We start from the raw sequence: 24,349 nt of genomic DNA, 5'->3' as shown, positions 1-24,349 counted from the left end.
CACGCTAATTATAAGACAATTACAAAACAAAATCTTATAACAAAGCTTTCTTTAATATACTTATAGGGTGTAATGCAATACGTTTTGTACCATCTTTTATTTGATGCCTGCAACTTGTACCGACTGCGGCAATTATGGTTGTTTCTGAAGCCTTTCTTACTGCAGGGAATAATGTCTGTTCTCCTATTTGTAAACTAACATCATAATGCTCTTTCTCATATCCAAATGATCCTGCCATACCGCAACATCCAGAAGGAATAATAGTAACCGTAAAGTTTTTAGGTAAATTAAGATATACAAACGTTGTATGAATAGTGGACAATGCTTTTTGATGACAATGTCCGTGTAGTTTAATTACCTTTTTTTCTTTAGTAAATTGATCGGGAGTAATATTACCTAATTCTATTTCTGATTTTAAAAATTCATCGATCAAAAAAACTTGTTTTGACAATTTTTGGGCAGACTCTTTTTCATCTGCTAACCTCAAATATTCATCTCTAAATGTCAATATAGCAGAAGGTTCTAATCCAATCAATGGTATTTCTTCTGAAATCAAATTCCCAAAAATATCCACATTATAATTTGCTAATGCTTTAGCTTGTTTTAATAATCCTTTGGAAATAAAAGTTCGACCACTTTCCTTATGATTTACAATTCTCACCTCATATCCCAAGCTGGTTAATAATTCTAATGCATCTACCCCAATAGTAGTATCTAAATGATCAGTAAACTCATCAATAAAAAAATAGACAGTTCTTAAAGGGTTTTCAGGTTGTAGTGATTTCAAATTATTAGCACACCATTTTCTTAATGATTGTTTACTTAATAGTGGCAAATCTCTCTCTTTAGCAATACCAAGAGTAGATTTTATAATTCCAGAAGTAAGAGTATTTTTAAAAAAGAAGTTGGTTACCCCTGGTATTATTCTTCCTATGTTATTTAACTTATTATTGTAAGCAAATAATTTAGTCCTAATAGAAGTACCATTCTCTTTTTGATATTGATATTCAAACTCTGCTTTCAGTGTTGCTACATCAACATTAGAAGGGCATTCACTTGAACAGCCTTTACAACTTATACAAAGATCAAATACTTCTTTTAATTCTTTTTGATTAAACTTATTTGAATTGGCGTTATTTGTCAGTACCTCTCTTAACGCATTCGCTCTTCCTCTAGTGGTATCCTTTTCATTTTTAGTAGCTCTATAACTTGGGCACATTGTTCCTCCTGCTTCTACAGATTTTCTACAATCTCCACTTCCATTACATTTTTCTGCAGCTCTCAAAATACCCAATGAATCAGTAAAATCTAATAATGTTTCTATTTGAGGCTCTTCTCGATCAATTTCATACCTTAATTGTTCATCCATCGCATAGGCATCTACAATTTTACCTGGATTAAAAATTCCATTGGGATCAAATACTTCTTTAATTCTCTTTAATAGATCATAATTTTCTTCTCCTATCATGAAGGGAATATATGCTGCACGCACAATTCCGTCACCATGTTCTCCGCTCATAGATCCTTTGTACTTCTTTACCAAAGTAGCTACATCATCCGTTATTTTCTTAAAAAGCACTAAATCTTCTTTCTTTTTTAGATCTAGAATAGGTCTAAGGTGTAATTCTCCAGCACCAGCATGCGCATAGTAAACAGCTTGCTGATCATATTTCTTCATAAGATCAGAGAACTCAGAAATATAATTTGCTAAATCTGGTAACGCGACTGCAGTATCTTCAATACATGCAACTGCCTTCTTATCTCCTACAATATTACCTAACAATCCTAATCCAGCTTTTCTCAGTTCTAAAGCTTGATTGATTTCATTACCTAACAAAATAGGATTCGCATATGTTAATTCCGAATTTTCTAAAGTGGATAGAAGCGCTATTTTTTGTTTTTCGAGACTCATCAAATCATCAGCTCTTAACTCCAACATTAAAATCGCCTGAGGATCATCTTTAATAAAGAAACGATTTTTTAATTGCTCAACATTATTTTTTGTGCAATCTAAGATCGTTTTATCCATCATTTCACAAGTAAATAATGAATGTTTCATTACTGGTTCTACAGCATTTAAACAATCTTCAATGGAATTAAAATGAGATGCTACCATTAATGACTCTTTTGGAGGCAGTTCATCCAGTTGTAAAGTGATTTCTGTAGTAAAAGCTAAGGTTCCTTCGCTACCAGACAATAAATCACACATATTAAATTCATCTTCTTGATCCGAGAAAATATTTGATTTAATTAACTCATCAATGGCATAGCCTGTATTTCTTCTATGTATATCAGGTTTTGGAAAACTGTCTTCTATACGTTTTTGCACATTTTTTGAAGAAAGTTCTTCGAAAATTGTTTTATATATCTTTCCTTCCAAAGTATTTTGAACTCTTTTTTGATCAAAATCTTCTCTAGAAATATTAGAAAAAGTAACTGCGCTACCATCAGACAAAATAGTTTGTAGTTCGAGTACTTTATCTCTAGTTACTCCATATTGTATAGACGTAGTACCACTACTATTATTACCGACCATTCCACCAATCATACATCGATTAGATGTAGATGTATTGGGCCCAAAAAACAATCCATACGGTTTTAGAAAAAGATTTAAATCATCTCTAATCACTCCTGGTTCTACAACTACAGTTTTTTTACGTTTATCTAACGATATTATCTTAGTAAAATATTTCGACACATCTACTACTATTCCATCTCCTACACATTGTCCTGCTAAAGAAGTTCCTGCTGTTCTAGGTATTAAGCCACAATTATATTCATTAGCAAAAAAAATTATTTTTTTTAGATCTGATATATTATGAGGAAAAGCAACTGCTGTAGGAATTCTTCGATATACGGATGCATCAGTAGCATATAACGATTTGGTAAGTAAATCAAACTGGAGCTCTCCTTCCAACTGATCTTTTAAAGCTATGAGGTCAGCTTCTTTTATCATATTTGTTTTCCTTTTACTAGTGATTCTAAAGTAATTTGTCTTTTAAAATTGGTATCAAAACAAATAAAACTATCTGTACCAGCTACTCCATCAATTTGGTGAACTTGCTCATATAGTATATTACGCAAATGATGATTATCGTATGCAAATATCAGAATAAAAAGTGCGTAATTACCCGATACATAATTGCATTCTAGTATTTCTGGTATTTTAGCAAGATCATTAACTACAGACTTAGCATATCTGGCTTCTTTAAGCCTAATACCTACATAAGATTTAGTTTTATATCCTATCTGTTTCTCATCAATAACAAATTCTGCCTTATTGATAACACCATTTTCTTTTAATTTTCTAATTCTTTGATGCACCAATGAATTAGAAATCTTTAATTCTTCTGCTATCTGAGAAAAAGGTTTTCTAGCATCCTCACGGATCTGTAATAATATTTGTTGATCTATATAATCAAAATGATTCATAATAAATGAAATTTCGAATGATCTATACTTAAATAAGATATCTTATTTTGAAGTAAAATCAATTTGACATAAAATAAAATAATAATTGATTAAATCAACTACTAAAATAAATAAAACTAGTCAAAAATAGTACTTTTACAACAAAAACAAACAGACAAAAAATGAATTCTACACTTTTTTTCGAAGAGCTATGGAAACATTACGCAAGTAAAACCCCATCTGCTAACAAAGTAAAAACTCTATTAGAAGGAGCGGGAGAAACAGTTTTTAATGATCATATAGCCATTAGAACCTTTGATGATTCAAGAACCAATATTGAAGTCATCGCAAAGCCATTTTTAGCAATGGGATATAAAGAAATTAATGAATACCATTTTGAAGCAAAAAAATTATATGCAAAACATTACGAGCATATTGACAATCCAAATGCTCCAAAAATATTTATAAGTCAATTACTTACGAATCATTTCTCCGATGCGCTTCAAAAAACGATAAAAGAGGTATTAGATAAAGTAGATACAAATATTTTTGATCAAGAAGATTTAATATTAAAAGGTAGAGTTTGGGAAACTCCCTCTTATGAAACTTACAAAATACTACAGAGTGAATCTGAGTATGCCGCTTGGATGTATGTAAATGGTTTTTGCTCCAATCATTTTACAATTGACGTTAATAAACTGACTAATTTTGCACACTTAACCAATCTAAATGATTTCTTAAAGGATAATGGTTTTATATTAAACTCATCTGGTGGAGAAATCAAGGGGACTCCTACTCTACTTCTAGAACAATCAAGCATTCTGGCTGATAAAATTGAAATGGAGTTTACTGAAGGCACAAAAGAAGTTACTTCGTGTTACTATGAATTTGCATATAGATACAAACAGAAAAATGGGCAACTTTTTACTGGGTTTATAGCCAACTCTGCAGATAAGATTTTCGAAAGCACCGATATGAAATTACAAGAAGCATAAAGATCTATCTTATAAATTACAATAGAATTAGGAATTAACAAAATCTTAAGCAATTTTGTCATATTAAAAAATAGGATCTAACGTTATATTGGGATAACAATAAAAAAACAAAATTACAATGACGAAGCGCATTTTTATCATTACCTCATTATTATTTGCTTCAATTTTTACAGTGCAAGCACAAGAAATTTCAGAACATGCTATAGGTCTAAGACTTAGTGAAAGTAACGGATTCTGGGCAGAAGCTTCCTATCAAGCAAGATTAAGTTCTAACACCAGAGCCGAATTAGACTTAGGAGTGCAAGGAAGAAATAGTTTTAATGCTGTTAAATTAACTGGTATATATCAGTGGGTATTCAATATTGATGGTGGACTTAATTGGTATGTTGGACCTGGAATAGGTGGAGGTCTTGTAGATTATGATAATAATCTTGACAATAGAGATGATATAGAAACTTTTGGTTTTGTAACCGGAGATGTTGGTATTGAATTTAACTTTGACTTCCCTCTATTAATCTCTTTAGATTTTAGGCCTGAGATTTATTTTGATGATTATACGAATGATGATATTATATTTAATCTCGGACTTAGTGCTAGGTATAAGTTTTAATAAACCTTATAAATAAAAAAGAAAACCCTCAACAATTCTGTTGAGGGTTTTCTTTTTTATATTTTTTTTCAATTATTATGTTAACCTATTGATTAAATAACATACAAAAGGTAAATATTAAAAAAACCTTATAATCATGAAAAAATTATTTTTTGTTCTCATTTTAATTGTAACTAGTATTAACCTTCAAGCGCAAGATATTCCTAAAAACACAATTGGTATTAGATTATCAGAAGGTGTTGTTGGTGACGAAGGATTTGGTCCAGAAATCACATATCAACGACAAATGTTTGGAGAACATAATAGAATTGATGTCAACTTAAGTTGGAAAACGAATTCATTTATTAATACGTATCGAGGAGGTGCTTATTTTCACTGGAGTTATAATATCTGGGATAATCTAAATTGGTTCGCCGGTCCTGGAATAGGTGCTGGATACGTTGATTTTAAATCTAGCATTTTTGGATTTGGAATATCTAATGATAGAGATAGTGAATTCTTTCCTTACGTTGGAGCTGATTTTGGAGTAGATTATCGTTTTGATTTTCCTCTACAGGTAGCTTTCAGCATTCGCCCAACCTATGATATTCATAGTATAGAAAACAGTGGAGGATTCAGTGATGTAGATAACTTCGGAGTTAATGTCGGAATCGCTGCTAGATATATCTTTTAGACCCCTCTCAGAAATCAATTGATTTGATTTTTGTTTAGTTGTAAGGCGCTATTTTTATAATAGCGCTTTATTTTATTTACTTATACCGCAGCCAATGCGCTTTCATATAACTCAACATACAAAGGAACTATATTAGCAATATCAAATTTTAATGCTTGATTAAATGCTCCTTCCTTAAACTTATTTAATGTTTCATCATCTCTTAAAATACGAATTGCATTTTTAGACATTTCCTGAACATCACCCACATTACTTAAATACCCCGAAACACCATCCAAATTAACCTCAGGAATACCTCCTGAGTTACTTGATACCACAGGGACTTTATTTACCATAGCCTCTAAAGCGGCTAAACCAAAGCTTTCTCTCTCGGAAGGAAGTAAAAACAAATCAGAGAAGCATAGTATTTTGTCAATTTCATTACTATTACCGAGGAAAATGACATTATCCTTTATTCCCAATTCTTTACATTTTTTTTCAGCAGCTTTTCTCTCGGGTCCATCACCTACCATTAACAATTTTGCAGGTAATTCTTTCTGAATATTATAAAATATATCTACAATATCCATAATTCTTTTTACAGGTCTAAAATTACTAATATGTGTGACTATTCGTTCTTCTGGAGTTGCCATTAACTCTCTCTGACAATCTGTAAAATCAGTTTTACGAATACTAGCTTCAATAAAATTAGGAACTACTTCAATAGTTTTCTTTATATCAAATAGTCTTAATGTATCATCTTTTAAACTTTCGGAAACTGAAGTAACAATATCACTATTATTAATACTAAAAGTAACTGCCGGTTTATAAAAGGGATGATTTCCTACCAACGTAATATCGGTACCATGTAATGTCGTTACCATAGGAATATGTATTCCTTCTTCTGCTAATATTTGTTTAGCCATATATCCCGCATATGCATGAGGGATAGCATAATGTACGTGTAGTAATTCTATATCATATTTCTTTACTGTATTAACTAACTTACTAGATAAAGCTAATTCATATGGTTGATAATGAAATAATGGATATTCTGGAACTGTAACCTCATGAAAATGAATATTGGGACTTAGTAATCCAAGTCTAACTGGTTGTTTATAAGTTACAAAATGAACTTGATGGTTTAATTTGGCAAGAGCAATTCCTAATTCTGTAGCCACTACTCCACTACCTCCAAAGGTTGGATAACAAACAATAGCAATATTCATAAATACAATTTTCTTTTGGTAGCACAATGTACAAGAAAAATGGTATTACTACTTGTTAAAGGATTTGTAAAAAAATCACTCAACTTTTGTCAAAAGAATATTCCCAGAATCTAATTTCCTAACCGAAAACCTCGTATGTGCAAAAACAATATTAGAGGATAGTTCTAAAATCCCCTCACTTTTATTGTAAACCATTGGCGTCTTATATTTACCATATACTCTATTATGTATACGTCTATGATCATTACCACATCTTGATTCTCCCAGAATATATTTTTTGATTATTCCTTCTTCTGATATAATAATTTTTGCGCCTATGGGAAAATCATTTCTTGTAACATCATTCCTGGTAAGGTTTTTTCTACCAGAAAAAAGAATATATTTTGTATTTCTAGAACGAAAATCACCGAGGACTAATTACCATTCTCCAAATAATTCTTCCTTATTAGGAATCCGATCTTGAGCAGATATAATTACTATAGACAGTGTAAAAAATATAAAGGTAATTCTGGTTCGCATATTAGATATTTTTAGTTTATATAATATCAACAAAACATATGCTAAATACTATTTGAAATAAAAAAAGCAGATCATAAGCCGGATTCTGTAATCCATCAAAGACGGACTCCTTATCATTTATCTAGCCTTGATATTACTATCAAGATCAAACCGCCTACCCTCCAACATTGGGCGCGCAACCCTTAGGCGTTGGTATACATGGCGTTGCACCGCATAGAGTTTACCTGGTTTCACTACAGCCTTACCTGTACATACTTTCTGCTGCACTTGTCCTCATCTCACGACGGACGGGCGTTACCCGCTATGCTGCACTACGGTGTCCGGACTTTCCTCTCTCCGCATAAAGCGGACAGCGATAAGGTGATCTGCTTGCTGCAAAAATAGAATAATTAGAAAATCTGAATTAAAAATTCAGTTTTTTTTTATCTGTTAATAACTCGGGATAAAAACCAATTTTAACAATTCGTTATTTCCAATCAATTTTTAACTTTGTATCGATGGAGCATTTTATAGTATCTGCACGTAAATACAGACCCCAAACATTTAAAGATGTTGTGGGGCAACAGGCTATTACTAATACACTGCTCAATGCTATAGAGAATAATCATCTTGCCCAAGCCCTATTATTTACAGGGCCTCGTGGAGTTGGTAAAACATCTTGCGCAAGAATTCTAGCAAAAACCATTAATCAAGAAGGTCACGAAAATCCGGATGAAGATTTTGCTTTTAATATTTTCGAATTAGATGCAGCTTCTAATAATTCTGTGGATGATATTAGAAGTCTTATCGACCAAGTTCGTATTCCTCCTCAAGTAGGTAAATATAAAGTCTATATTATAGATGAGGTACACATGTTATCACAGGCCGCTTTTAATGCGTTTCTGAAAACATTAGAAGAACCACCAAAACATGCGATTTTTATACTTGCTACTACCGAAAAACATAAAATCATTCCGACTATATTATCTCGTTGTCAGATTTTTGATTTTAAAAGAATAACGGTTACCGATGCCAAAAATCATTTGATGCAGGTAGCTGAACAAGAAGGTATAACTGCCGATGAGGATGCTCTACAAATCATTGCTCAAAAAGCAGATGGAGCTATGCGTGATGCTTTATCAATTTTCGATAGAGTTGTAAGTTTTAGTGGAAAAAACCTAACTAGACAAGCAGTTACCGAAAATCTAAATGTATTAGATTATGAAACTTATTTTAAAACTACCGATCTAATACTTCAAAATAATATTCCTCAACTACTACTAGAATTTAATGAAATTTTGGCTCAGGGATTTGATGGTCATCATTTCATTGCTGGTTTAGCTTCTCATTTTAGAGATTTATTAGTTTGTAAAAACCAAGCTACCATTAATCTCCTAGAAGTTGGAGAACAAACGAAAGCAAAATATTTGGAGCAATCGCAAAAAGCTCCACATCCATTCTTAGTTAGAGGAATTGAACTTGCTAATGATTGTGATTTAAAATATAAAACAAGTCGTAATCAACGATTATTGGTCGAATTGTGCCTAATGCAACTTGCCTCTGTACTTACTAAAGACGGAGAAAAAAAAAAGACCAGCCTTACATAATCCCTCCTAATTATTTCAAAGAAAAAGGAGTACAACCGGTTAAAATTTCTACAGAGGTTAAGGAAAAAGCAAAAGAGAAAGCAGAAAATAGATCTTCTGAAAAGACTGTATCTAAAGAGGGTATTCCGGAAGAATCTGTTACTGATAATAAAGAAACTACAGAAATAAAAACATCTCCTCTTATTAATTCAGAGGATACTGCAACTGTCACTACGCCGGCAGATAATTCTGAAACCAAATCTATTTTAAAAACTAGAGAACGCAGAACATCTGGATTATCCCTTAGCAGTATCAAAAGAAAAAAAGAACACGAGGAGAAAAAAGTAGACACGATTGTTGATCCAAAGAATCTACCTAGTGACGATTTTACCGAATCCGAGATGCAAAAATCTTGGGAAGAATATGGGAAAATGCAAGATAAAAAAGGTGAACGTATCATTGGTTCTATGTTTGCTATGAATATCCCAACACTAGTAAATGGCAAAATTCAATTAGAACTACCAAATCAATCAATGAAAGTCGATATGGAGAGTGCTTTACCTGGATTATTTCAGTTTCTCTATAAAAAACTTAACAATTATAGTATCGCTCTTGATATCAAAGTAAATGAAGAAGCATCGAAAAAATATGCATTTACTCCTCAAGACAAATACGAAAAACTTCGAGAAAAAAATCCTTTAATAGATAAGTTACGATCAGATTTTGATCTAGATATCTAATATTACATTATCCACAATACATTACACTGTCAAAAATCTAAACCATATAATATAAATTTTGACTTCAATCAAATTACATGAAAGGTAATCATTTACTTTTGATGAGTTGAAAACGATTCCATATGAGTAATTAGTATTAGAAAAATCAAAACATTAATTTTGCTGTCTATAATTTATAAAAACAAATGATGTTAGGTTTAAAACTTCCTACTGATCCTAGATGGGTAAATATTGTTGAAAAAAATATCGAAGAAATCCTTACGGATCATGCTTATTGTGAACAAAAAGCAACATCAACAGCCATATCGTTAATCGTTAGCTTTCCCGAGTATACAGAATTAGTTCAGGAAATGACTAAATTAGTTAAAGAGGAAATCAGTCATTTTAAAATGGTTCATGATAAAATTATAGAAAGAGGATGGGTTCTTGGTCGAGATCGCAAAGATGAATATGTTATTCAATTAATTACTTTCTTCCCAAAAGGAGGTAGTAGAACAACACAATTAGTCCATCGTTTGTTATACGCTGCTTTAATAGAAGCTAGAAGTTGTGAACGTTTCAAACTCTTATCTGAAGAATTAGAAGATCCAGAGTTAGCAAAATTTTATAAAGACCTTATGGTTAGTGAAGCTAATCATTACACTATGTTTCTTGGTTTTGCTAGACAATATGGGGACCGCGAAGAAGTGGATCAAAAATGGCAAGATCTACTTGTTTACGAAGCTGAAATCATGAAATCTCTAAGTAAAAAAGAAACGATTCATGGATAAAAAAATGCTCACTATATAGTGAGCATTTTTTTTATCCTTATTACTAATTTATTATAATCTATATCCAACAGATAATTGAATATTTCTATTTGAGCCGTCTATACTTACACCTGCTCCATCATCGAAAACGTTAGATAATCCAAAAGCATAACGAAGATCTACAAAGAAATTATCAGTAATATTAGCTCCGACTCCTATTACACCAGCAAAATCAAAAGTACCAAAATCAGTATCACCTGCTTGATTATCTTCCCATTCCCAAATCTTAAGTCCAGCCTGTGGTCCTAATTGAACATTAAAAAGATCTGTTATATTATATTTTAACATTATTGGTAACTGAAGATAGTTAACTCGTAAATCTCTGTCCTTATTTCCTTGTCCAGAGTACTGAAACTCTGGTTGTAACCTTAATTTATCTGTTAATCTGTAATCAGCTAAAAAACCTACTACCACACCTATTCTGCTCTGATCCAAATCTCCGGTAATATCATCAGAACTTATCGAACTTAAATTTGCTCCAATTCTGATTCCATATCTTGACTCCTGAGCTATAGTAACGCTACCAATTAACAAGGTGAAAATTAAAAGTAAAATTTTATTCATAACATAAGTATTTATTATCAATTTGGTTGTAGAAGCAATTTAACACAAAAAAAGTAATTTTAAAGGCTGTAAAAATACTTTACAGCAAATATTTCATTAATAAATCGACAAAAAGTAAATTTATTTACTTTTTATGTCTTTAATCGATTTTCCTGCTTTTCACTATATAAGGATTTTATAATCCCATCAGATAAACCAATTTTAGGAACAAAAATCTCTTGAGCACCACTCCATTTCATAGCGGATAAATATACCCTAGTAGCAGGCAATATAACATCTGCTCTATCTTGATTAAGATTTAACTCCCATATTCTTTCTTCATAGGATAATGAGTTTAAAAGATCATAATACGAACTTAAGTATAAAAACGAAAGCGGTTTTCCATTACTCTTACCACTGTTCTTAAAGATATTATTAATATTTCCTCCAGACCCAATTAAAGATAATCTAGAATACCCTTTAGTTGTATTTTTTATCCACTTCTCTACTTCATTCCAAGTACTTTCAGAAACAACATTATTAAGCAATCTTACCGTTCCTAATTTAAAAGATCTAGAAGCTATCGTATTTCCGTTATGATAAAGAGTAAATTCGGTACTGCCTCCTCCAACATCTACATATAAATAAGTCGCATCTGAATTAATTAAATCATTAAGATCGGTCATTGCAATAATGGCAGCCTCATTAGTTCCATCGATAATATCAATCTGAATTCCTGTTTTATTTTTTATAAGATCTACTAACTCTTTTCCATTTTCGGCCTCACGCATAGCTGATGTAGCGCAGGCTTTATATCTAACTACTTTATGAGTATTCATTAAAAGTTGATATGCCTGCATCGTATCAATCATTCTTTTAATATTTTCCTCAGAAATTTTATTAGTCAAAAACACATCTGCACCTAATCTAATAGGAACTCGCACAAGACTGGTTTTTTTAAACCTAGTAGTTTTTCCTTCTTCTTCATGGACACTGCTAATTAATAATCTAACTGCATTAGAACCAATATCAATAGCTCCATATTTTTCTATAGTCAACAAAATATTTAATTTCCTAGTTTTCTTAAATAATAATCGTAAGTCGCAATTTGAGACCTTACCTTCGCATTATCGTTTCGAATATACCCATTATCCTGATTTTCTGAAAGTTTTCGTCCCTTCACATTATCACTCCAACAAATCTCAAAAGTATCCATCAATTCATCCTTAATATCATTATCATAGATGGGACAAGTTATTTCTACACGTCTATCAAGGTTTCTTCTCATCCAATCAGCAGAAGATATAAAAACTTTAGGATCTCCAGCATTTTTAAATATTAAAAGTCTTGGATGTTCTAAAAACTTATCAACCACACTGATAGCTCTAATGTTTTCACTCATTCCTGGGATGCCTGGAATCAAACAACATATTCCTCTAATTATCAAATCAATCTTTACACCCGCTCTACTTGCTTCATAGAGCTTATCAATCATTCTATAATCACTAAGACTATTAAGTTTTAATTTAATACCAGCAGGTTTTCCTTGTTTACTATTTTCTATTTCAGTATCTATTAACTTTGTCAATGAACTTCTGGTATAATGAGGAGATACAAATAAATGTTTATACCTACTTACTTTATAATTAATCTCAAAAAACTTAAAGACTTTATTTGTTTCTTTCAAAATAGCTTCATTAGTAGTAAACAAAGTATAATCTGTATATATCTTAGCAGTAGATTCATTAAAGTTTCCAGTACTTATGAAACCGTATCGTTTTAGTTTTCCTTTTTCTTCTCGTTCAATAATACAAGCTTTACAATGAACTTTTAAACCTGGAACACCAAAAATTAAATTTACTCCTTCTCTTTGCATTTGTTCTGCATAGCTAATATTTGCTTGTTCATCAAATCTAGCTTGAAGCTCTATTTGTACAGTAACTTTTTTTCCATTCTTAGCTGCATTTATCAAAGAACTAGCGATATGCGAAATACTAGCTAATCGATATATCGTTATCTTAATCGTTTTTACTTTCGGATCAATTGCTGATTCACGAAGAAACTTTACGGTATAAGAAAATGTATGATATGGAGTATATTGTAAATAATCCTTTTTTGCTATTTTATCCAGAAGACTTCCTTGTAGACTTAATCCGGGGATTGTTAATGGAATTAGTGATTGATAGACCAACTCTTTTTTTCCCAAATCCGGAAAATTCATATAATCTCTGCGGTTATGATATCTACCTCCAGGAATAATACTGTCTGCATTATCAACACCCATTTTTTCCATTAAAAAGTTAAGCGTGTCTTTGTCTATATTCTTATCATATACAAACCTTACAGGTTCTCCATCTCTTCTTGATTTAACACTACTAGAGATTTTTTCTATAAAACTTTTACTAAAATCATTATCAAAATCCAACTGAGCATCCCTTGTAATTTTAATCATATTAGCAGAAGCGCTTACATAATCAAAAATACTAAAGTTGATTTGCATACAGTATCGTATAAGATCATCAAGAATTATTATATATTTTTTACCGTCTTTTTCTGGCAACACAACAAAACGATCTGTATTCTTAGGTATTTCAATTAAAGCATATATCTTCTCTTTTGTTTTCTGGTGTAATATCTTAGATATCTTTCCTTCTTTAGGTACTTTATCCTTTAAAACTAGTTTTACCGCTAGATACGCTACACTATCTTTAAGATGCGGAAATTTATCCAGATCATTCAATATATAAGTCACTAAGGCGGGACTTACCTTATCCACAAAGTATCTACGAATAAAACTATCTTGCTCTGGAGTAACCTGATTTTCATTGATAATAAAAATATTGTGCTCTCTAAGCCTTTCTCCAATTGTATTAATCGTTTTTAAACTTTCTGCCTGTTGTTTTATTACAATTTTAGTAATCTGCTCTAATAACTCACTGGCTGTTTTACCTTTTAAAACATTTTTACCATCCCTACCGGCAAGATCTATTCTTTTTATAGCTGCATAACGTACTTTAAAAAATTCATCTAAATTATTAGAAAATATACCTATAAATCGTAACCTTTCTAATAAAGGAACACTTTCATCAGAAGCTTCTTGTAACACCCTTGCATTAAATTGTAACCAACTTAATTCTCGATTTATGTATTTATTAACCTGATTTTCTATCATTTATCGCAAATCTTTAGGGAATAGAGTCAGTATGTTTTTTCCTACACTAATATCTTTCCAACTATCTATATCAAACTCAATACCTATAACACCTGCAGTTGGTAGATTATCTATCATATCTCTACCGTAAAGGTTTGCTATAGAAGTAAATGCATGATTATGACCAAAAATCAAAAGAGTATTTACCTTATTATCACAATTTTTAATTACTTCTATTACTTGATGGCCATTAAAATCATAAAGATTTGGCTCTAAACTAAATATACTATCATCAATCTCTAGATTATCTAATATAATCTTAGCAGTACTTTTAGCCCTTTCTGCATCACTGCTTACCACTTTATTAATAGTTTTAACTAGGCCTTTCAGCTCTTTTCCAATCAAATTTGCATCCCTTAAACCTCGTTTATTTAAAGGTCTTTTATGATCATCCAAATCAAACTCCCAAGAAGATTTAGCATGCCTAATAATATATAAAGTTTTCATACTTCAGAAAAAGTTTAAGCAAAATAGAATTATACACGCAAGTTTAAGAATAAGCATTCACAATTTTATAAATAATATGATAAAAAAGATTATTTATAAAAAACCTATGACTAATTAGAATTTTTGAAAAGATTAACTGAAGGTAAAACAAATCCTAAAATATTGTAAAACCAAAAACATAAATCTATGGAAATGAGTCGGGTAATAGCCTACACTTAATCGATAAAAGAGTATTTTATATCGAAAAGAACAGATTTTACTTACATAATCAAATGTTAAAATTTAAATTTACCTACGGTTTCCCCTTAGAATGAAGACGTTTACCCTGATTAATTAAACGCAATTTAGTGACAAGATTTAAGTTATATATAATAGGGAATAAAAAAGGAAAAGTGGAAAAAACAGGTAATCAAATAACAAACTATACGAAAACGTATGTTAGCATTGTACTAACTATACTATGTTTTGCTTTTAGTTTACATTCTCAAGTCGAAGTTCCTCTTGAGAAAAGAACAGAATTTACAATTAAAGGTGATTTTAAATTCGTATCCAATACTATTCTTGGTAAAGTTAGTAATGACGATGGTACTGATGTATTCAATCCAAATAAAAGTTACAATAATGGTGGATTGAATAATCAATTTAGAATGGGATTTATTGATATTGATAATGATCCTTCCACTTTTAATTCTAGTAGTGCTGATCTTGATATAAAGTCAGGTTGTGCGGCTATTAAGCACGTTGGTCTTTATTGGACAGCTTCTTATGCTGATGAAAATAGAGAGCACGACATCTCTTCTATTAAAATTAAATACCCTGGTAGTGATTCATATACCACCATTACAAATGCTCAAATAATACACGATTATTATAATGACTCTAAATCATTATTTAAACAATATTCCTGTTATAAAGATATAACTAAGGAAGTAATGAACCTAGAAGATGCGACAGGAACTTATACAGTTGCTAACATTCCTGCTACTACTTCAGAAGTTAATGATGATGCGATCCTAGGAAATGGTTTAGCAGGTGGCTGGACTATGGTTGTTATTTATGAAGATAATTCTAAACCTAGAAAACGTTTTTATGTATATGATGGTTTTGTAAACATTGATTCTAAAGCTAAACCAGTTGAATTTTCTTTTGACAACTTTCAAACTATACCAGAAGGTGCAGTACACGGAAAGATCGGTGTAATTTCTTATGAAGGAGACAAAGGAATACGAGGTGATCGTTTTCAGGTTATGTCTAATGAAACTAATAAATATAAAGGTATTACGGATAACACTAATCCGATGAATAACTTCTTTAATGCAAACATTACTGAAAACGGAAAAAATATTGCTTCTAGAGTTCCAGCAAGTCAAAATACTTTAGGGTATGACGCTGATTTATTTGACATAAAAAACCCGAGAAATAGTATTATAGGTAATAACCAAACGAAATCTAGTTTTAGATTATTAACGGATAACGATGGATATTCTGTAATGGCAGTTGCGTTTAGCGTAGAAATATACGAGCCTGCTATTCAGATTATAAAGAGATCTCGGTATACAGATAACAGCTTCGTTTTCCCAAATGATATAGTCGCACCAGACCAAGACATTATTTATAGTCTTACCGTAAATAATGACGGTAATGATGATGCTAAAAACACCATTATAAAGGATGTTTTACCTAAGAATGTATTATTTGCTAAGGAATCGGTGATATTGCCTTCTAAGAAAATTAAAGTGTCTTATGATGAGCCAACAAGGACTCTAAGTTTTTCTGTGCCTAACAAAATGGTGAAAATTGATAGTGATCCATTTGAAATTCGTTATTCTATTAAGGTAAATACTAGTTGCGATTTATTAAATGAAACTGGAGAGGTTACTATAGTTGACCAACCTGTCATTGCAGAGTTTAACGGTTCTCTTAATGAAACAAAAAAGTTTAGTAAAGGATATAATCACATTAACAAATGTAATTTACCAGATTACTACCAACTTAAACTAGCTGTTGATATGAGTGGATTAAACTGTCCGAATTTCAATACTGATTTCGCTGCTAGAACCAAAGAATTAGACAAAAACATAGTAGAGTTAAATAATTCTAACAGATCAGAAAATACTGAGAGTACAGGTATTAACAATAATGATATTGTAAATACTAGTAAGGATCCAGAATCTGATTCCAATCTGAACTCTAGAATAGCACTAGATAAAACTATTAATGACCTTATTAAGTTGAATGAAATATATTTTGAATTTGACAAATGGGACATCACAGAAAGAGCTATCGTTGAGTTAGACAAGGTTGTATCACTGATGACCAAAGAATATCCTGGCATGATTATCAAAATAGAAACTCATTCGGATAGTAGAGGTGATACTGATTATAATCTTACGTTATCTCAAAAAAGAGCAGAATCTATCTACAGATATTTAATCAGTAAAAATATTTCAGAGAATAGAATTCTATCTTATATCGGATTTGGAGAAGCAAAACCGGTAAACAAATGTGAAGATGGTGAAGATTGTTCTGAAGAAGAATACAGAAAAAATCGCAGATCTAGTTTTGTAATTATGTAATAGTTTTGCGGGATCAAGGTGATAACCTATTTGTCAACCAATTGTTTTCATCCTGCTTAACATATCTAATTCTATCATGAAGTCTATTTGGTCTTCCCTGCCAAAATTCAAATTCTTTTGGTTCCACAGAATAACCACCCCAAAAATGAGGTCTAGGGATTTCTTTTCCCTCATATTTCTCAGTTAATGAAACTAATTTGTCTTCTAGAACAGCTCTAGAATCAACTATGTTACTTTGCTCTGATGCCCAAGCCCCTAATTGACTTCCCCGTGGACGAGAGTTAAAATAATCATCACTTTTTTTCTTAGAGATTTTTTTAACTTCTCCTTTTATAATTACCTGACGCTCTAGATTTGGCCAAAAAAAGGAAAGGCATATTTTACTATTAACCTCCATAGCTTTTCCTTTTTCTGATTCATAATTCGTATAAAACACAAATCCATTTTCATCAAAATGTTTAAGCAATACAATTCTTGCTTTAGGAAAACCATCCAACCCAGACGTTGTAAGTGTCATCGCATTAGCTTCTTCTACCCCGCCAGCTTCTTCAACTTCTTTAAACCAATTAGAAAACAAAAAGAAGGGAGATACAGGTAACTCCTTTTCTTCTAAAGCTTTTTTATCGTAAGATTTTCTATAACTTGTTAGATCTCTATTCATTATTTTACAATTAGCGCATTGATGATTTAAATGTAATATGAAAAAATGTATTTCTTTCTTTAGAACTCAAAAACTTTACCATCATCTCCAATAACTACATTTTCAAAAACAGTAGAAGCTTCTTCTCTAAAATGCTCTATATTACCATACCTTGTAGAATAATGTCCCAAAATTAAGTTCTTAGCATTTGCTTTCTTAGCTATTGTTGCGGCTTCTATAGCTGTACTATGACCCGTTCTCTGACATAAATGTTTATGACTCTCAAGAAAAGTTGATTCATGATACAAAACTGTTACATCATTAAGCAAAGAAATCTTATCTTCATCATACCTAGTATCACTACAAAAGGCATAACTTTTAGCCGGCGCAGGATCATCTGTTAACTCTGTATTGGGAATAACACTTCCATCCGGTAGTACTACATCCTTTCCTTTCTTTATAGACTTGTAATACGCCTTATCAATATCATAGTTAACAACCTTACTAATTAGTAGCTTTCTATCTCCTAACTTTTCTTGAAATAAGAAACCATTACAATAAATGCGGTGTTGAAGTGGTATAGTCTTAACGATTACTTTATCATCCTCGAACACTAACTCTGAATCTGTATTCGTAAGTTCATGAAAATGTAACGGGTAATCTGTCCAAGAATTAGAAAGTTTTAATTGTAAAGTAATCGCTTCCTTTATCCCTTTAGGCCCATAAATATGAAGTGGGTTTTCTCTATTTAACATCCTAAATGTAGAAACCAATCCAACAAGCCCAAAAAAATGATCTCCATGGAGATGAGAAATAAAAATATGATTAATTCTAGAGAATTTAACCTTATTTCGCCTAAGTTCTACCTGGGTTCCCTCTCCACAATCAATAAGAAAAATATGATTGTTTATTTCTAATACCTGTGAAGTTGGGTTCGTAAATGTTCTCGGTGTTGCAGAATAGCAGCCTAAAATTGTTACTTTCAATTTTATATATCTTAAATTAAAAAAGTTTCAAGATAATCTAATCTAACAGATTAATCTATATTCAGTTTCCAAAAGAATCAAAAGTAGTAAGTAAACTCATATAGCGTTCGGCAGACATTTTTCTATAACCGGTCGCGCCAAGAACTGTACCTTCTTTATCTATAACTAAAATAACTGGAAACACCATTTTTTTATTATAGCGCTCAGCTAATTCAAAATTCTTCTCGCTCTGTTCTTTTGACAATCTATTTTTCTTTCGCTTAGGAAAATCAGCTTTTAACCAGATAAATTTTTTATCCGCAAATTTCTTAAATTCTGGATTAGAAAATATTTTCCTTTCCAATTTAATACAGGGAGGACACCAATCAGATCCTGTAAATAGTAAAACAATATTCTGATCTTTTTCTTTGGCTAAGGTTACTGCCTCGTCGAAATCATATTTCCAGTCTTGTGCATAAATATTACCTGAAACGAAAAATATCAACACAAGAATAAATGGGGCTAATTTATTCATAAGTATTATGACGTAATAAATTAGTTTAGATTACAGAATTAATTAAATATTTTTAAAAATCAAGATCTCTTTCTATTTCTTCCATTTCAATCAGATCCAATGCTTCTATTAAAGTAGGTACAATAGTAATTTCTTTTGGAGTATCATCATAAGATATTTTATCAGTAACAATAACAAAAGAACGTTTATTTGACTTGTGTTTGTTAGATACTCTAAGAAACTCATTAACATCATTGATTGATAAATCTTTTAACGAAAATAAATTTGCAACAATATTATCGTTTTTCATAGATTCATATTTATCCTCAATACCTTTTACAAACTCTATTACAGTGGCTTTTTCTTGTGTGATTATGGTTGTAGAACCTTCTTTATTGAATATCATAAGTTTATTGTTTTATTTTTGAAGCTAAAAGATAAATGACAGCCATTCTCACTGCTACTCCGTTTTGAACCTGATCTAATATAATGGCTTGTTTAGAATCAGCTACATCACTCGTGATCTCCACACCACGATTAATAGGTCCCGGATGCATTATTACAATCTCTTTATCAAGGCTATCCAATAACCTTTTGTTTACTCCAAATTGTTGGGTGTATTCTCTTGTCGATGGAAAATAACTTATTTCCATTCTTTCATTTTGTACTCGTAACATATTTGCCACATCACACCATTCTAGAGCTTTTGTTAGATTTGTCTCTACAGTAACTCCAAGTTTATCAATATATTTAGGTATTAGTGTCTTCGGGCCACACACCTTTACTTCAGCTCCTTGAAGTTTGAGCGCAAAAATATTAGAAAGTGCAACTCTAGAGTGCAAAATATCTCCAACAATAACAACTTTTTTACCTCCTACTTCTCCTAGTTTTTCTCTTATTGAATACGAATCTAATAAAGCTTGAGTTGGATGTTCATGGGCTCCATCTCCGGCATTTACAATACTTGCATTTACATGCTTAGACAGAAAAACACCAGCTCCTGGGTTTGGATGTCTCATTACAACCATATCCACTTTCATTGAAAGGATATTATTAACCGTATCTATAAGTGTTTCTCCTTTTTTTACCGAAGATGATGCTGCCGAAAAATTAATAACATCAGCAGACAATCTTTTTTCAGCTAGCTCAAATGACAATCTTGTTCTTGTGCTGTTCTCAAAAAAAAGGTTGGCAATTGTAATATCTCTAAGCGAAGGTACTTTTTTAATAGGCCTGTTGATTACCTCCTTAAAATGATCCGCTGTTTCGAAAATGAGATTAATATCTTCTTTTGTAAGATATTTAATTCCTAGTAAGTGATTTACACTTAATTCACTCATTCTTCTTTATATTATTATACTTCTGAAATACGATCATATATCAGAAATTATTGAACTTTAATTATTAATTAAATACACTGCATCTTCTCCTCCATTTTCTACCCAATGTACTTTTACTTTCTCTTGATTAATTGCATCCACCTGTCTTCCTCTGTAATTAGGCTGAATAGGTAAATGACGACTAAAGCGTCTATCTATCAACGTAAGTAGCTCTATTTCTCTTGGTCTACCAAAAGATTGTATAGCCGTCAATGCTGATCGTATGCTACGACCTGTGTATAAAACATCATCAATAAAAACAACTCTTTTATCCTCTACTGTAAAATCAATATGTGTTTTATTTGCTTCTAAAGGCTTTTCTCCTCTTCTAAAATCATCCCTATAAAAAGTAATATCAAGGTGCCCCATTTTAACACTAGACAGCCCATAATCCCTAACTAAGACTTCCTTTATTCTATCCGCTAAAAAGATTCCTCTTGGCTGAACTCCTATTAGAACTGTATCTTCAAAATGAGTATGATTTTCTATTAATTGACAAGCCAAACGGTGCAGAATAATATCTATCTCTTTTGCACTAAGTAGTAATTTCTGACTCATAATCTCCAAATAGACATTTGGTATGCAAAAGTAATGAAAATTTAGAATTAATCAATCCTAAGTTTAGTTTTAAAATGCCAAGATCAATACTCAACTAAAAAATAATATCCTAACTTTTACTAGCACAAACAATAAAATAAAATGCTATTATTTTTTCATTTCGACCCAGGGACCGAATGGCATTGGAAAGTGAGGAGCACTTGCAGGTGTTGGATAAAAGTTTTCATAAGGATTTTCATAATCAAATATTTTACCTGATTTTTTATCTATTTTATAAGTTATAGAATATCTATCATAGATCTGTATATCATAATAGCCCTTTTGTTCTCTTATAATAGTATATATCTGCGAAGATTCATCGATATGATATTTAGGATCATTGGTATTATTCAATTCCAATACGTGATCAATAGCAGCTTTAGTATTATTAGTAGAACGATATAAATAAGTTGGAGAAAAACCAGGTCTAGAAGTTTTGTTTTCAGAATTTCGAACTACCGAACCACCACTACCAGAAACTCTATCAACGGACACTTTTACAGTAACCTTAAAATAAACCTCTGCTCCAGGAGTAAGATATTTTATTGGAGAACGCTCCCTAAACTCTACTTTTACTTCTGCATTATTGTACCAAACAGAAATAAGTACTTTCTCATCATTAAACAAAGATTCAGAATTGATACTAATTGTTTTTGCGGCAATATCTATAATAGAAGTTCTACCTAACTCTATTGTCTGATTAACTTTTTCTTTAAATATTTTCAATTCTTCTTCAGTATGCATACTCTGGCTATTCAATAAATTAATAAACAAAATATTTAAAAGTAAAATCCATAAATTCTTCACTATTGGTTGTTTTATTACAAATTTCGGCAAAACACTAAATATCAAACACACTGAAACCAGTATAAATCACATCCCATTATTCAGTTAATTTATAAAAAAAAGACCGTTCATACGAACGGTCTTTTAGTATTATACTGAAAATAAAAGGTTATTAGTTTCCTCCTTTTTCCATTTTAGCTTTAAGATCTGCTAACGCATCGATATCACCAAGGGTGGTTTTCTCAGAGTTACTAGCAGCAGCTTTCTTAGCAGCTTGCTTAACAATCTTAGCTTCTTCTTCTTTAAATAATGCAGTATGAGAAGCTACAACTCTTTTGAATTCTTTGTTGAACTCAATGATTTGGAACTCAGCCTCATCTCCTTTAGTAAGTTTCTTACCGTCTTCTTTTTCTAAGTGACGTGAAGGTACAAAAGCAACAATATCTTCATTGAACTCAATTGTAGCACCTTTGTCTACAATCTCTGCAATAGTATTAGTGTGCTTAGTTCCTACAGCAAACTCTTTTTCATACTTATCCCAAGGATTATCCTCAGTTTGTTTATGTCCAAGACTTAATTTACGTCCTTCTACATCTAATTCAAGAACTACAACATCTAGCTTATCACCAACATTAGTAAAGTCAGATGGGTGCTTGATTTTCTTAGTCCAAGAAAGATCAGAAATATAAATTAATCCGTCGATACCTTCTTCTAACTCAACGAAAACTCCGAAGTTAGTAAAGTTACGAACGATACCTGTGTGTCTAGAACCTACAGGATATTTTGTAGTAATATCAGTCCAAGGATCTGGAGTTAATTGCTTAACACCAAGAGACATTTTACGCTCTTCTCTATCTAAAGTAAGAATTACAGCTTCTACTTCATCTCCTACTTTAACGAAATCTTGTGCTGAACGTAAATGAGTTGACCAAGACATTTCTGAAACGTGGATCAATCCTTCTACTCCTTCTTCAACTTCGATAAATGCACCGTAATCTGCAATTACAACTACTTTACCTTTTACCTTATCACCAACCTTAAGTTCGTTATCAAGAGCTTCCCAAGGATGCGCTTTTAACTGCTTAAGACCTAACTGGATACGTGTCTTAGCTTCATCAAAGTCTAAGATTACCACGTTCAATTTCTGATCAAGTTCAACAATCTCATTTGGATGGTTGATTCTAGACCAAGAAAGATCAGTAATATGAATAAGTCCATCAACTCCTCCAAGATCAACGAATACACCGTAAGAAGTAACATTCTTAACAGTACCTTCTAATACTTGACCTTTTTCTAATTGACCGATAATTTCTTTCTTCTGCTCTTCGATATCAGCTTCAATAAGTGCTTTATGAGAAACAACAACGTTTTTGAATTCATGGTTAATCTTAACCACTTTAAATTCCATTGTTTTACCAACATATGCATCATAATCACGAATAGGCTTCACATCAATTTGAGAACCTGGTAAGAACGCTTCGATACCGAATACGTCTACGATCATACCTCCTTTAGTTCTACACTTAACAAAACCGTTTACGATTTCGCCAGTATCGTGAGCATTATTTACTCTATCCCAAGCCTTGATCACACGAGCTTTACGGTGAGATAATATTAATTGACCAGTAGCATCTTCACGCACATCAATTAATACCTCAACCTTATCACCTACCTTAAGATCAGGGTTGTAACGAAATTCATTTAATGAAATAACACCTTCACTCTTTGCATTGATATCAATGATAGCATCACGATCTGTAATATTAATTACAGTTCCATCTACTACTTCATCATTTAAGGTGTCAACAAAATTTTCTGCAACTAGCTTTTCAAACTCTTCAAGTTTAGAATCTGCGATTGGGTCAATACCTTCCTCGTAGTTGTGCCAGTTAAAGTCTTTTAAAAATTGCTCAGGATTTTCTTGTTGAGGAGATACAGCTGGTGCTGCCTTTGGAGCCTCTACTTCCTGAACGTCTGTGTTTTTTGTTTCTTCAGACATTGAAGATAAAATTTGTATCCTGTATTTATTTGAGAATCAACGCGAAAACTTATACAGAAGCGTTAAATTAAATTATTTTTCATCCCTTTTTATTCTCTTACTCGCTTAAAAGGGGTGCAAAAATACAATTTAATTTATTAGAAAACAAAGTATTATAAATTA

The 24,349-nt window shown here is 31.6% G+C and carries 20 protein-coding genes, 1 other RNA gene and 1 pseudogene; 6 read left to right on the top strand and 16 right to left on the bottom strand.

The features are described from left to right. Positions 1–34: 34 nt before the first annotated feature. Complete coding sequence (locus BMY33_RS01715) at positions 35–2,956, bottom strand: FAD-binding and (Fe-S)-binding domain-containing protein (RefSeq protein ID WP_091404658.1); 2,922 nt, start codon at positions 2,954–2,956, stop codon at positions 35–37. Continuing rightward, entirely contained in the window at positions 2,953–3,432 is a 480-nt protein-coding gene (locus BMY33_RS01710) for an Lrp/AsnC family transcriptional regulator (protein WP_091404655.1), read from the bottom strand. The genes BMY33_RS01715 and BMY33_RS01710 overlap by 4 nt, the downstream gene beginning before the upstream one ends. A gap of 161 nt (positions 3,433–3,593) precedes the next feature. On the opposite strand from BMY33_RS01710, the gene BMY33_RS01705 reads away from it, so the two are divergent. The 3 genes from BMY33_RS01705 to BMY33_RS01695 all read left to right on the top strand — a co-directional run bounded on the left by BMY33_RS01705 (position 3,594) and on the right by BMY33_RS01695 (position 5,689). Then, positions 3,594–4,406: a DUF1338 domain-containing protein gene (locus BMY33_RS01705; RefSeq protein WP_091404654.1), complete on the top strand. Its 813-nt coding sequence runs from the start codon at positions 3,594–3,596 to the stop codon at positions 4,404–4,406. Positions 4,407–4,524: 118 nt separating this feature from the next. Further along, positions 4,525–5,016 carry a hypothetical protein gene (locus BMY33_RS01700; protein ID WP_091404651.1) on the top strand — a complete coding sequence of 164 codons (492 nt, stop codon included), beginning with the start codon at positions 4,525–4,527 and terminating at the stop codon, positions 5,014–5,016. A gap of 136 nt (positions 5,017–5,152) precedes the next feature. Beyond that, positions 5,153–5,689 carry a hypothetical protein gene (locus tag BMY33_RS01695; protein WP_091404649.1) on the top strand — a complete coding sequence of 179 codons (537 nt, stop codon included), beginning with the start codon at positions 5,153–5,155 and terminating at the stop codon, positions 5,687–5,689. 80 nt (positions 5,690–5,769) lie between these two features. Here the strand turns inward: BMY33_RS01695 and bshA are convergent, their stop codons facing one another. Together bshA and rnpB are read right to left on the bottom strand one after the other, a co-directional pair. After that, complete coding sequence (gene bshA / locus BMY33_RS01690; RefSeq protein ID WP_091404647.1) at positions 5,770–6,897, bottom strand: N-acetyl-alpha-D-glucosaminyl L-malate synthase BshA; 1,128 nt, start codon at positions 6,895–6,897, stop codon at positions 5,770–5,772. A 578-nt stretch (positions 6,898–7,475) separates the two neighbouring features. Continuing rightward, positions 7,476–7,788, bottom strand: an RNA gene (gene rnpB / locus BMY33_RS01685) — RNase P RNA component class A. A gap of 125 nt (positions 7,789–7,913) precedes the next feature. On the opposite strand from rnpB, the pseudogene BMY33_RS01680 reads away from it, so the two are divergent. Beyond that, positions 7,914–9,721, top strand: a pseudogene (locus tag BMY33_RS01680) (DNA polymerase III subunit gamma/tau). A 188-nt stretch (positions 9,722–9,909) separates the two neighbouring features. Next, positions 9,910–10,491 (top strand): MiaE family protein, encoded by a 582-nt coding sequence (locus tag BMY33_RS01675; protein WP_091406056.1) that lies wholly within the window; start codon positions 9,910–9,912, stop codon positions 10,489–10,491. Positions 10,492–10,542: 51 nt separating this feature from the next. On the opposite strand, the gene BMY33_RS01670 is transcribed toward BMY33_RS01675, so the two are convergent. The 4 genes from BMY33_RS01670 to BMY33_RS01655 all read right to left on the bottom strand — a co-directional run bounded on the left by BMY33_RS01670 (position 10,543) and on the right by BMY33_RS01655 (position 14,731). Next, a complete protein-coding gene (locus tag BMY33_RS01670) occupies positions 10,543–11,094 on the bottom strand; it encodes a porin family protein (protein WP_091404645.1) in 552 nt (183 codons plus the stop codon). 131 nt (positions 11,095–11,225) lie between these two features. Further along, a complete protein-coding gene (locus tag BMY33_RS01665) occupies positions 11,226–12,134 on the bottom strand; it encodes a Ppx/GppA phosphatase family protein (RefSeq protein WP_091404643.1) in 909 nt (302 codons plus the stop codon). 5 nt (positions 12,135–12,139) lie between these two features. Then, complete coding sequence (ppk1, locus tag BMY33_RS01660) at positions 12,140–14,245, bottom strand: polyphosphate kinase 1 (protein ID WP_091404640.1); 2,106 nt, start codon at positions 14,243–14,245, stop codon at positions 12,140–12,142. Further along, positions 14,246–14,731, bottom strand: a complete 486-nt coding sequence (locus BMY33_RS01655; protein WP_091404639.1) for a SixA phosphatase family protein — start codon at positions 14,729–14,731, stop codon at positions 14,246–14,248. 347 nt (positions 14,732–15,078) lie between these two features. On the opposite strand from BMY33_RS01655, the gene BMY33_RS01650 reads away from it, so the two are divergent. Next, positions 15,079–17,307 carry an OmpA family protein gene (locus BMY33_RS01650; protein WP_091404636.1) on the top strand — a complete coding sequence of 743 codons (2,229 nt, stop codon included), beginning with the start codon at positions 15,079–15,081 and terminating at the stop codon, positions 17,305–17,307. A 13-nt stretch (positions 17,308–17,320) separates the two neighbouring features. Here the strand turns inward: BMY33_RS01650 and pdxH are convergent, their stop codons facing one another. The 8 genes from pdxH to rpsA all read right to left on the bottom strand — a co-directional run bounded on the left by pdxH (position 17,321) and on the right by rpsA (position 24,187). After that, positions 17,321–17,968: a pyridoxamine 5'-phosphate oxidase gene (gene pdxH, locus BMY33_RS01645; RefSeq protein ID WP_091404635.1), complete on the bottom strand. Its 648-nt coding sequence runs from the start codon at positions 17,966–17,968 to the stop codon at positions 17,321–17,323. Between the two features lie 59 nt (positions 17,969–18,027). Continuing rightward, on the bottom strand, positions 18,028–18,933 hold the full coding sequence (locus BMY33_RS01640) for a ribonuclease Z (protein ID WP_091404632.1): 906 nt from the start codon (positions 18,931–18,933) through the stop codon (positions 18,028–18,030). Between the two features lie 61 nt (positions 18,934–18,994). After that, a complete protein-coding gene (locus tag BMY33_RS01635; RefSeq protein WP_091404630.1) occupies positions 18,995–19,447 on the bottom strand; it encodes a thioredoxin family protein in 453 nt (150 codons plus the stop codon). 52 nt (positions 19,448–19,499) lie between these two features. Next, positions 19,500–19,832 (bottom strand): ribonuclease Z, encoded by a 333-nt coding sequence (locus BMY33_RS01630; RefSeq protein ID WP_091404628.1) that lies wholly within the window; start codon positions 19,830–19,832, stop codon positions 19,500–19,502. Between the two features lie 4 nt (positions 19,833–19,836). Beyond that, positions 19,837–20,766 (bottom strand): aspartate carbamoyltransferase catalytic subunit, encoded by a 930-nt coding sequence (locus BMY33_RS01625; protein ID WP_091404625.1) that lies wholly within the window; start codon positions 20,764–20,766, stop codon positions 19,837–19,839. Between the two features lie 57 nt (positions 20,767–20,823). Further along, the gene (pyrR, locus tag BMY33_RS01620) at positions 20,824–21,363 is read right to left on the bottom strand and encodes a bifunctional pyr operon transcriptional regulator/uracil phosphoribosyltransferase PyrR (protein ID WP_091404622.1); all 540 of its coding nucleotides are present in this window, start codon (positions 21,361–21,363) and stop codon (positions 20,824–20,826) included. Between the two features lie 147 nt (positions 21,364–21,510). Then, complete coding sequence (locus BMY33_RS01615) at positions 21,511–22,209, bottom strand: hypothetical protein (protein ID WP_091404621.1); 699 nt, start codon at positions 22,207–22,209, stop codon at positions 21,511–21,513. A gap of 151 nt (positions 22,210–22,360) precedes the next feature. After that, positions 22,361–24,187 (bottom strand): 30S ribosomal protein S1, encoded by a 1,827-nt coding sequence (rpsA, locus tag BMY33_RS01610; protein WP_027391195.1) that lies wholly within the window; start codon positions 24,185–24,187, stop codon positions 22,361–22,363. Between the last annotated feature and the right edge of the window lie 162 nt (positions 24,188–24,349).

Source organism: Aquimarina amphilecti, assembly GCF_900109375.1.
Lineage (GTDB): Bacteria > Bacteroidota > Bacteroidia > Flavobacteriales > Flavobacteriaceae > Aquimarina > Aquimarina amphilecti.
Note: the sequence above shows the minus strand (reverse complement) of the source record. Positions and strands in the feature narration are given on the sequence as shown.

What these genes read in the sequence shown, in the direction of transcription:
- BMY33_RS01715 (WP_091404658.1), bottom strand. Translation starts at nt 2,956, where the DNA reads ATGATAAAAGAAGCTGACCTCATAGCTTTAAAAGATCAGTTGGAAGGA.
- BMY33_RS01710 (WP_091404655.1), bottom strand. Translation starts at nt 3,432, where the DNA reads ATGAATCATTTTGATTATATAGATCAACAAATATTATTACAGATCCGT.
- BMY33_RS01705 (WP_091404654.1), top strand. Translation starts at nt 3,594, where the DNA reads ATGAATTCTACACTTTTTTTCGAAGAGCTATGGAAACATTACGCAAGT.
- BMY33_RS01700 (WP_091404651.1), top strand. Translation starts at nt 4,525, where the DNA reads ATGACGAAGCGCATTTTTATCATTACCTCATTATTATTTGCTTCAATT.
- BMY33_RS01695 (WP_091404649.1), top strand. Translation starts at nt 5,153, where the DNA reads ATGAAAAAATTATTTTTTGTTCTCATTTTAATTGTAACTAGTATTAAC.
- bshA (WP_091404647.1), bottom strand. Translation starts at nt 6,897, where the DNA reads ATGAATATTGCTATTGTTTGTTATCCAACCTTTGGAGGTAGTGGAGTA.
- BMY33_RS01675 (WP_091406056.1), top strand. Translation starts at nt 9,910, where the DNA reads ATGTTAGGTTTAAAACTTCCTACTGATCCTAGATGGGTAAATATTGTT.
- BMY33_RS01670 (WP_091404645.1), bottom strand. Translation starts at nt 11,094, where the DNA reads ATGAATAAAATTTTACTTTTAATTTTCACCTTGTTAATTGGTAGCGTT.
- ppk1 (WP_091404640.1), bottom strand. Translation starts at nt 14,245, where the DNA reads ATGATAGAAAATCAGGTTAATAAATACATAAATCGAGAATTAAGTTGG.
- BMY33_RS01655 (WP_091404639.1), bottom strand. Translation starts at nt 14,731, where the DNA reads ATGAAAACTTTATATATTATTAGGCATGCTAAATCTTCTTGGGAGTTT.
- pdxH (WP_091404635.1), bottom strand. Translation starts at nt 17,968, where the DNA reads ATGAATAGAGATCTAACAAGTTATAGAAAATCTTACGATAAAAAAGCT.
- BMY33_RS01635 (WP_091404630.1), bottom strand. Translation starts at nt 19,447, where the DNA reads ATGAATAAATTAGCCCCATTTATTCTTGTGTTGATATTTTTCGTTTCA.
- BMY33_RS01630 (WP_091404628.1), bottom strand. Translation starts at nt 19,832, where the DNA reads ATGATATTCAATAAAGAAGGTTCTACAACCATAATCACACAAGAAAAA.
- BMY33_RS01625 (WP_091404625.1), bottom strand. Translation starts at nt 20,766, where the DNA reads ATGAGTGAATTAAGTGTAAATCACTTACTAGGAATTAAATATCTTACA.
- pyrR (WP_091404622.1), bottom strand. Translation starts at nt 21,363, where the DNA reads ATGAGTCAGAAATTACTACTTAGTGCAAAAGAGATAGATATTATTCTG.
- rpsA (WP_027391195.1), bottom strand. Translation starts at nt 24,187, where the DNA reads ATGTCTGAAGAAACAAAAAACACAGACGTTCAGGAAGTAGAGGCTCCA.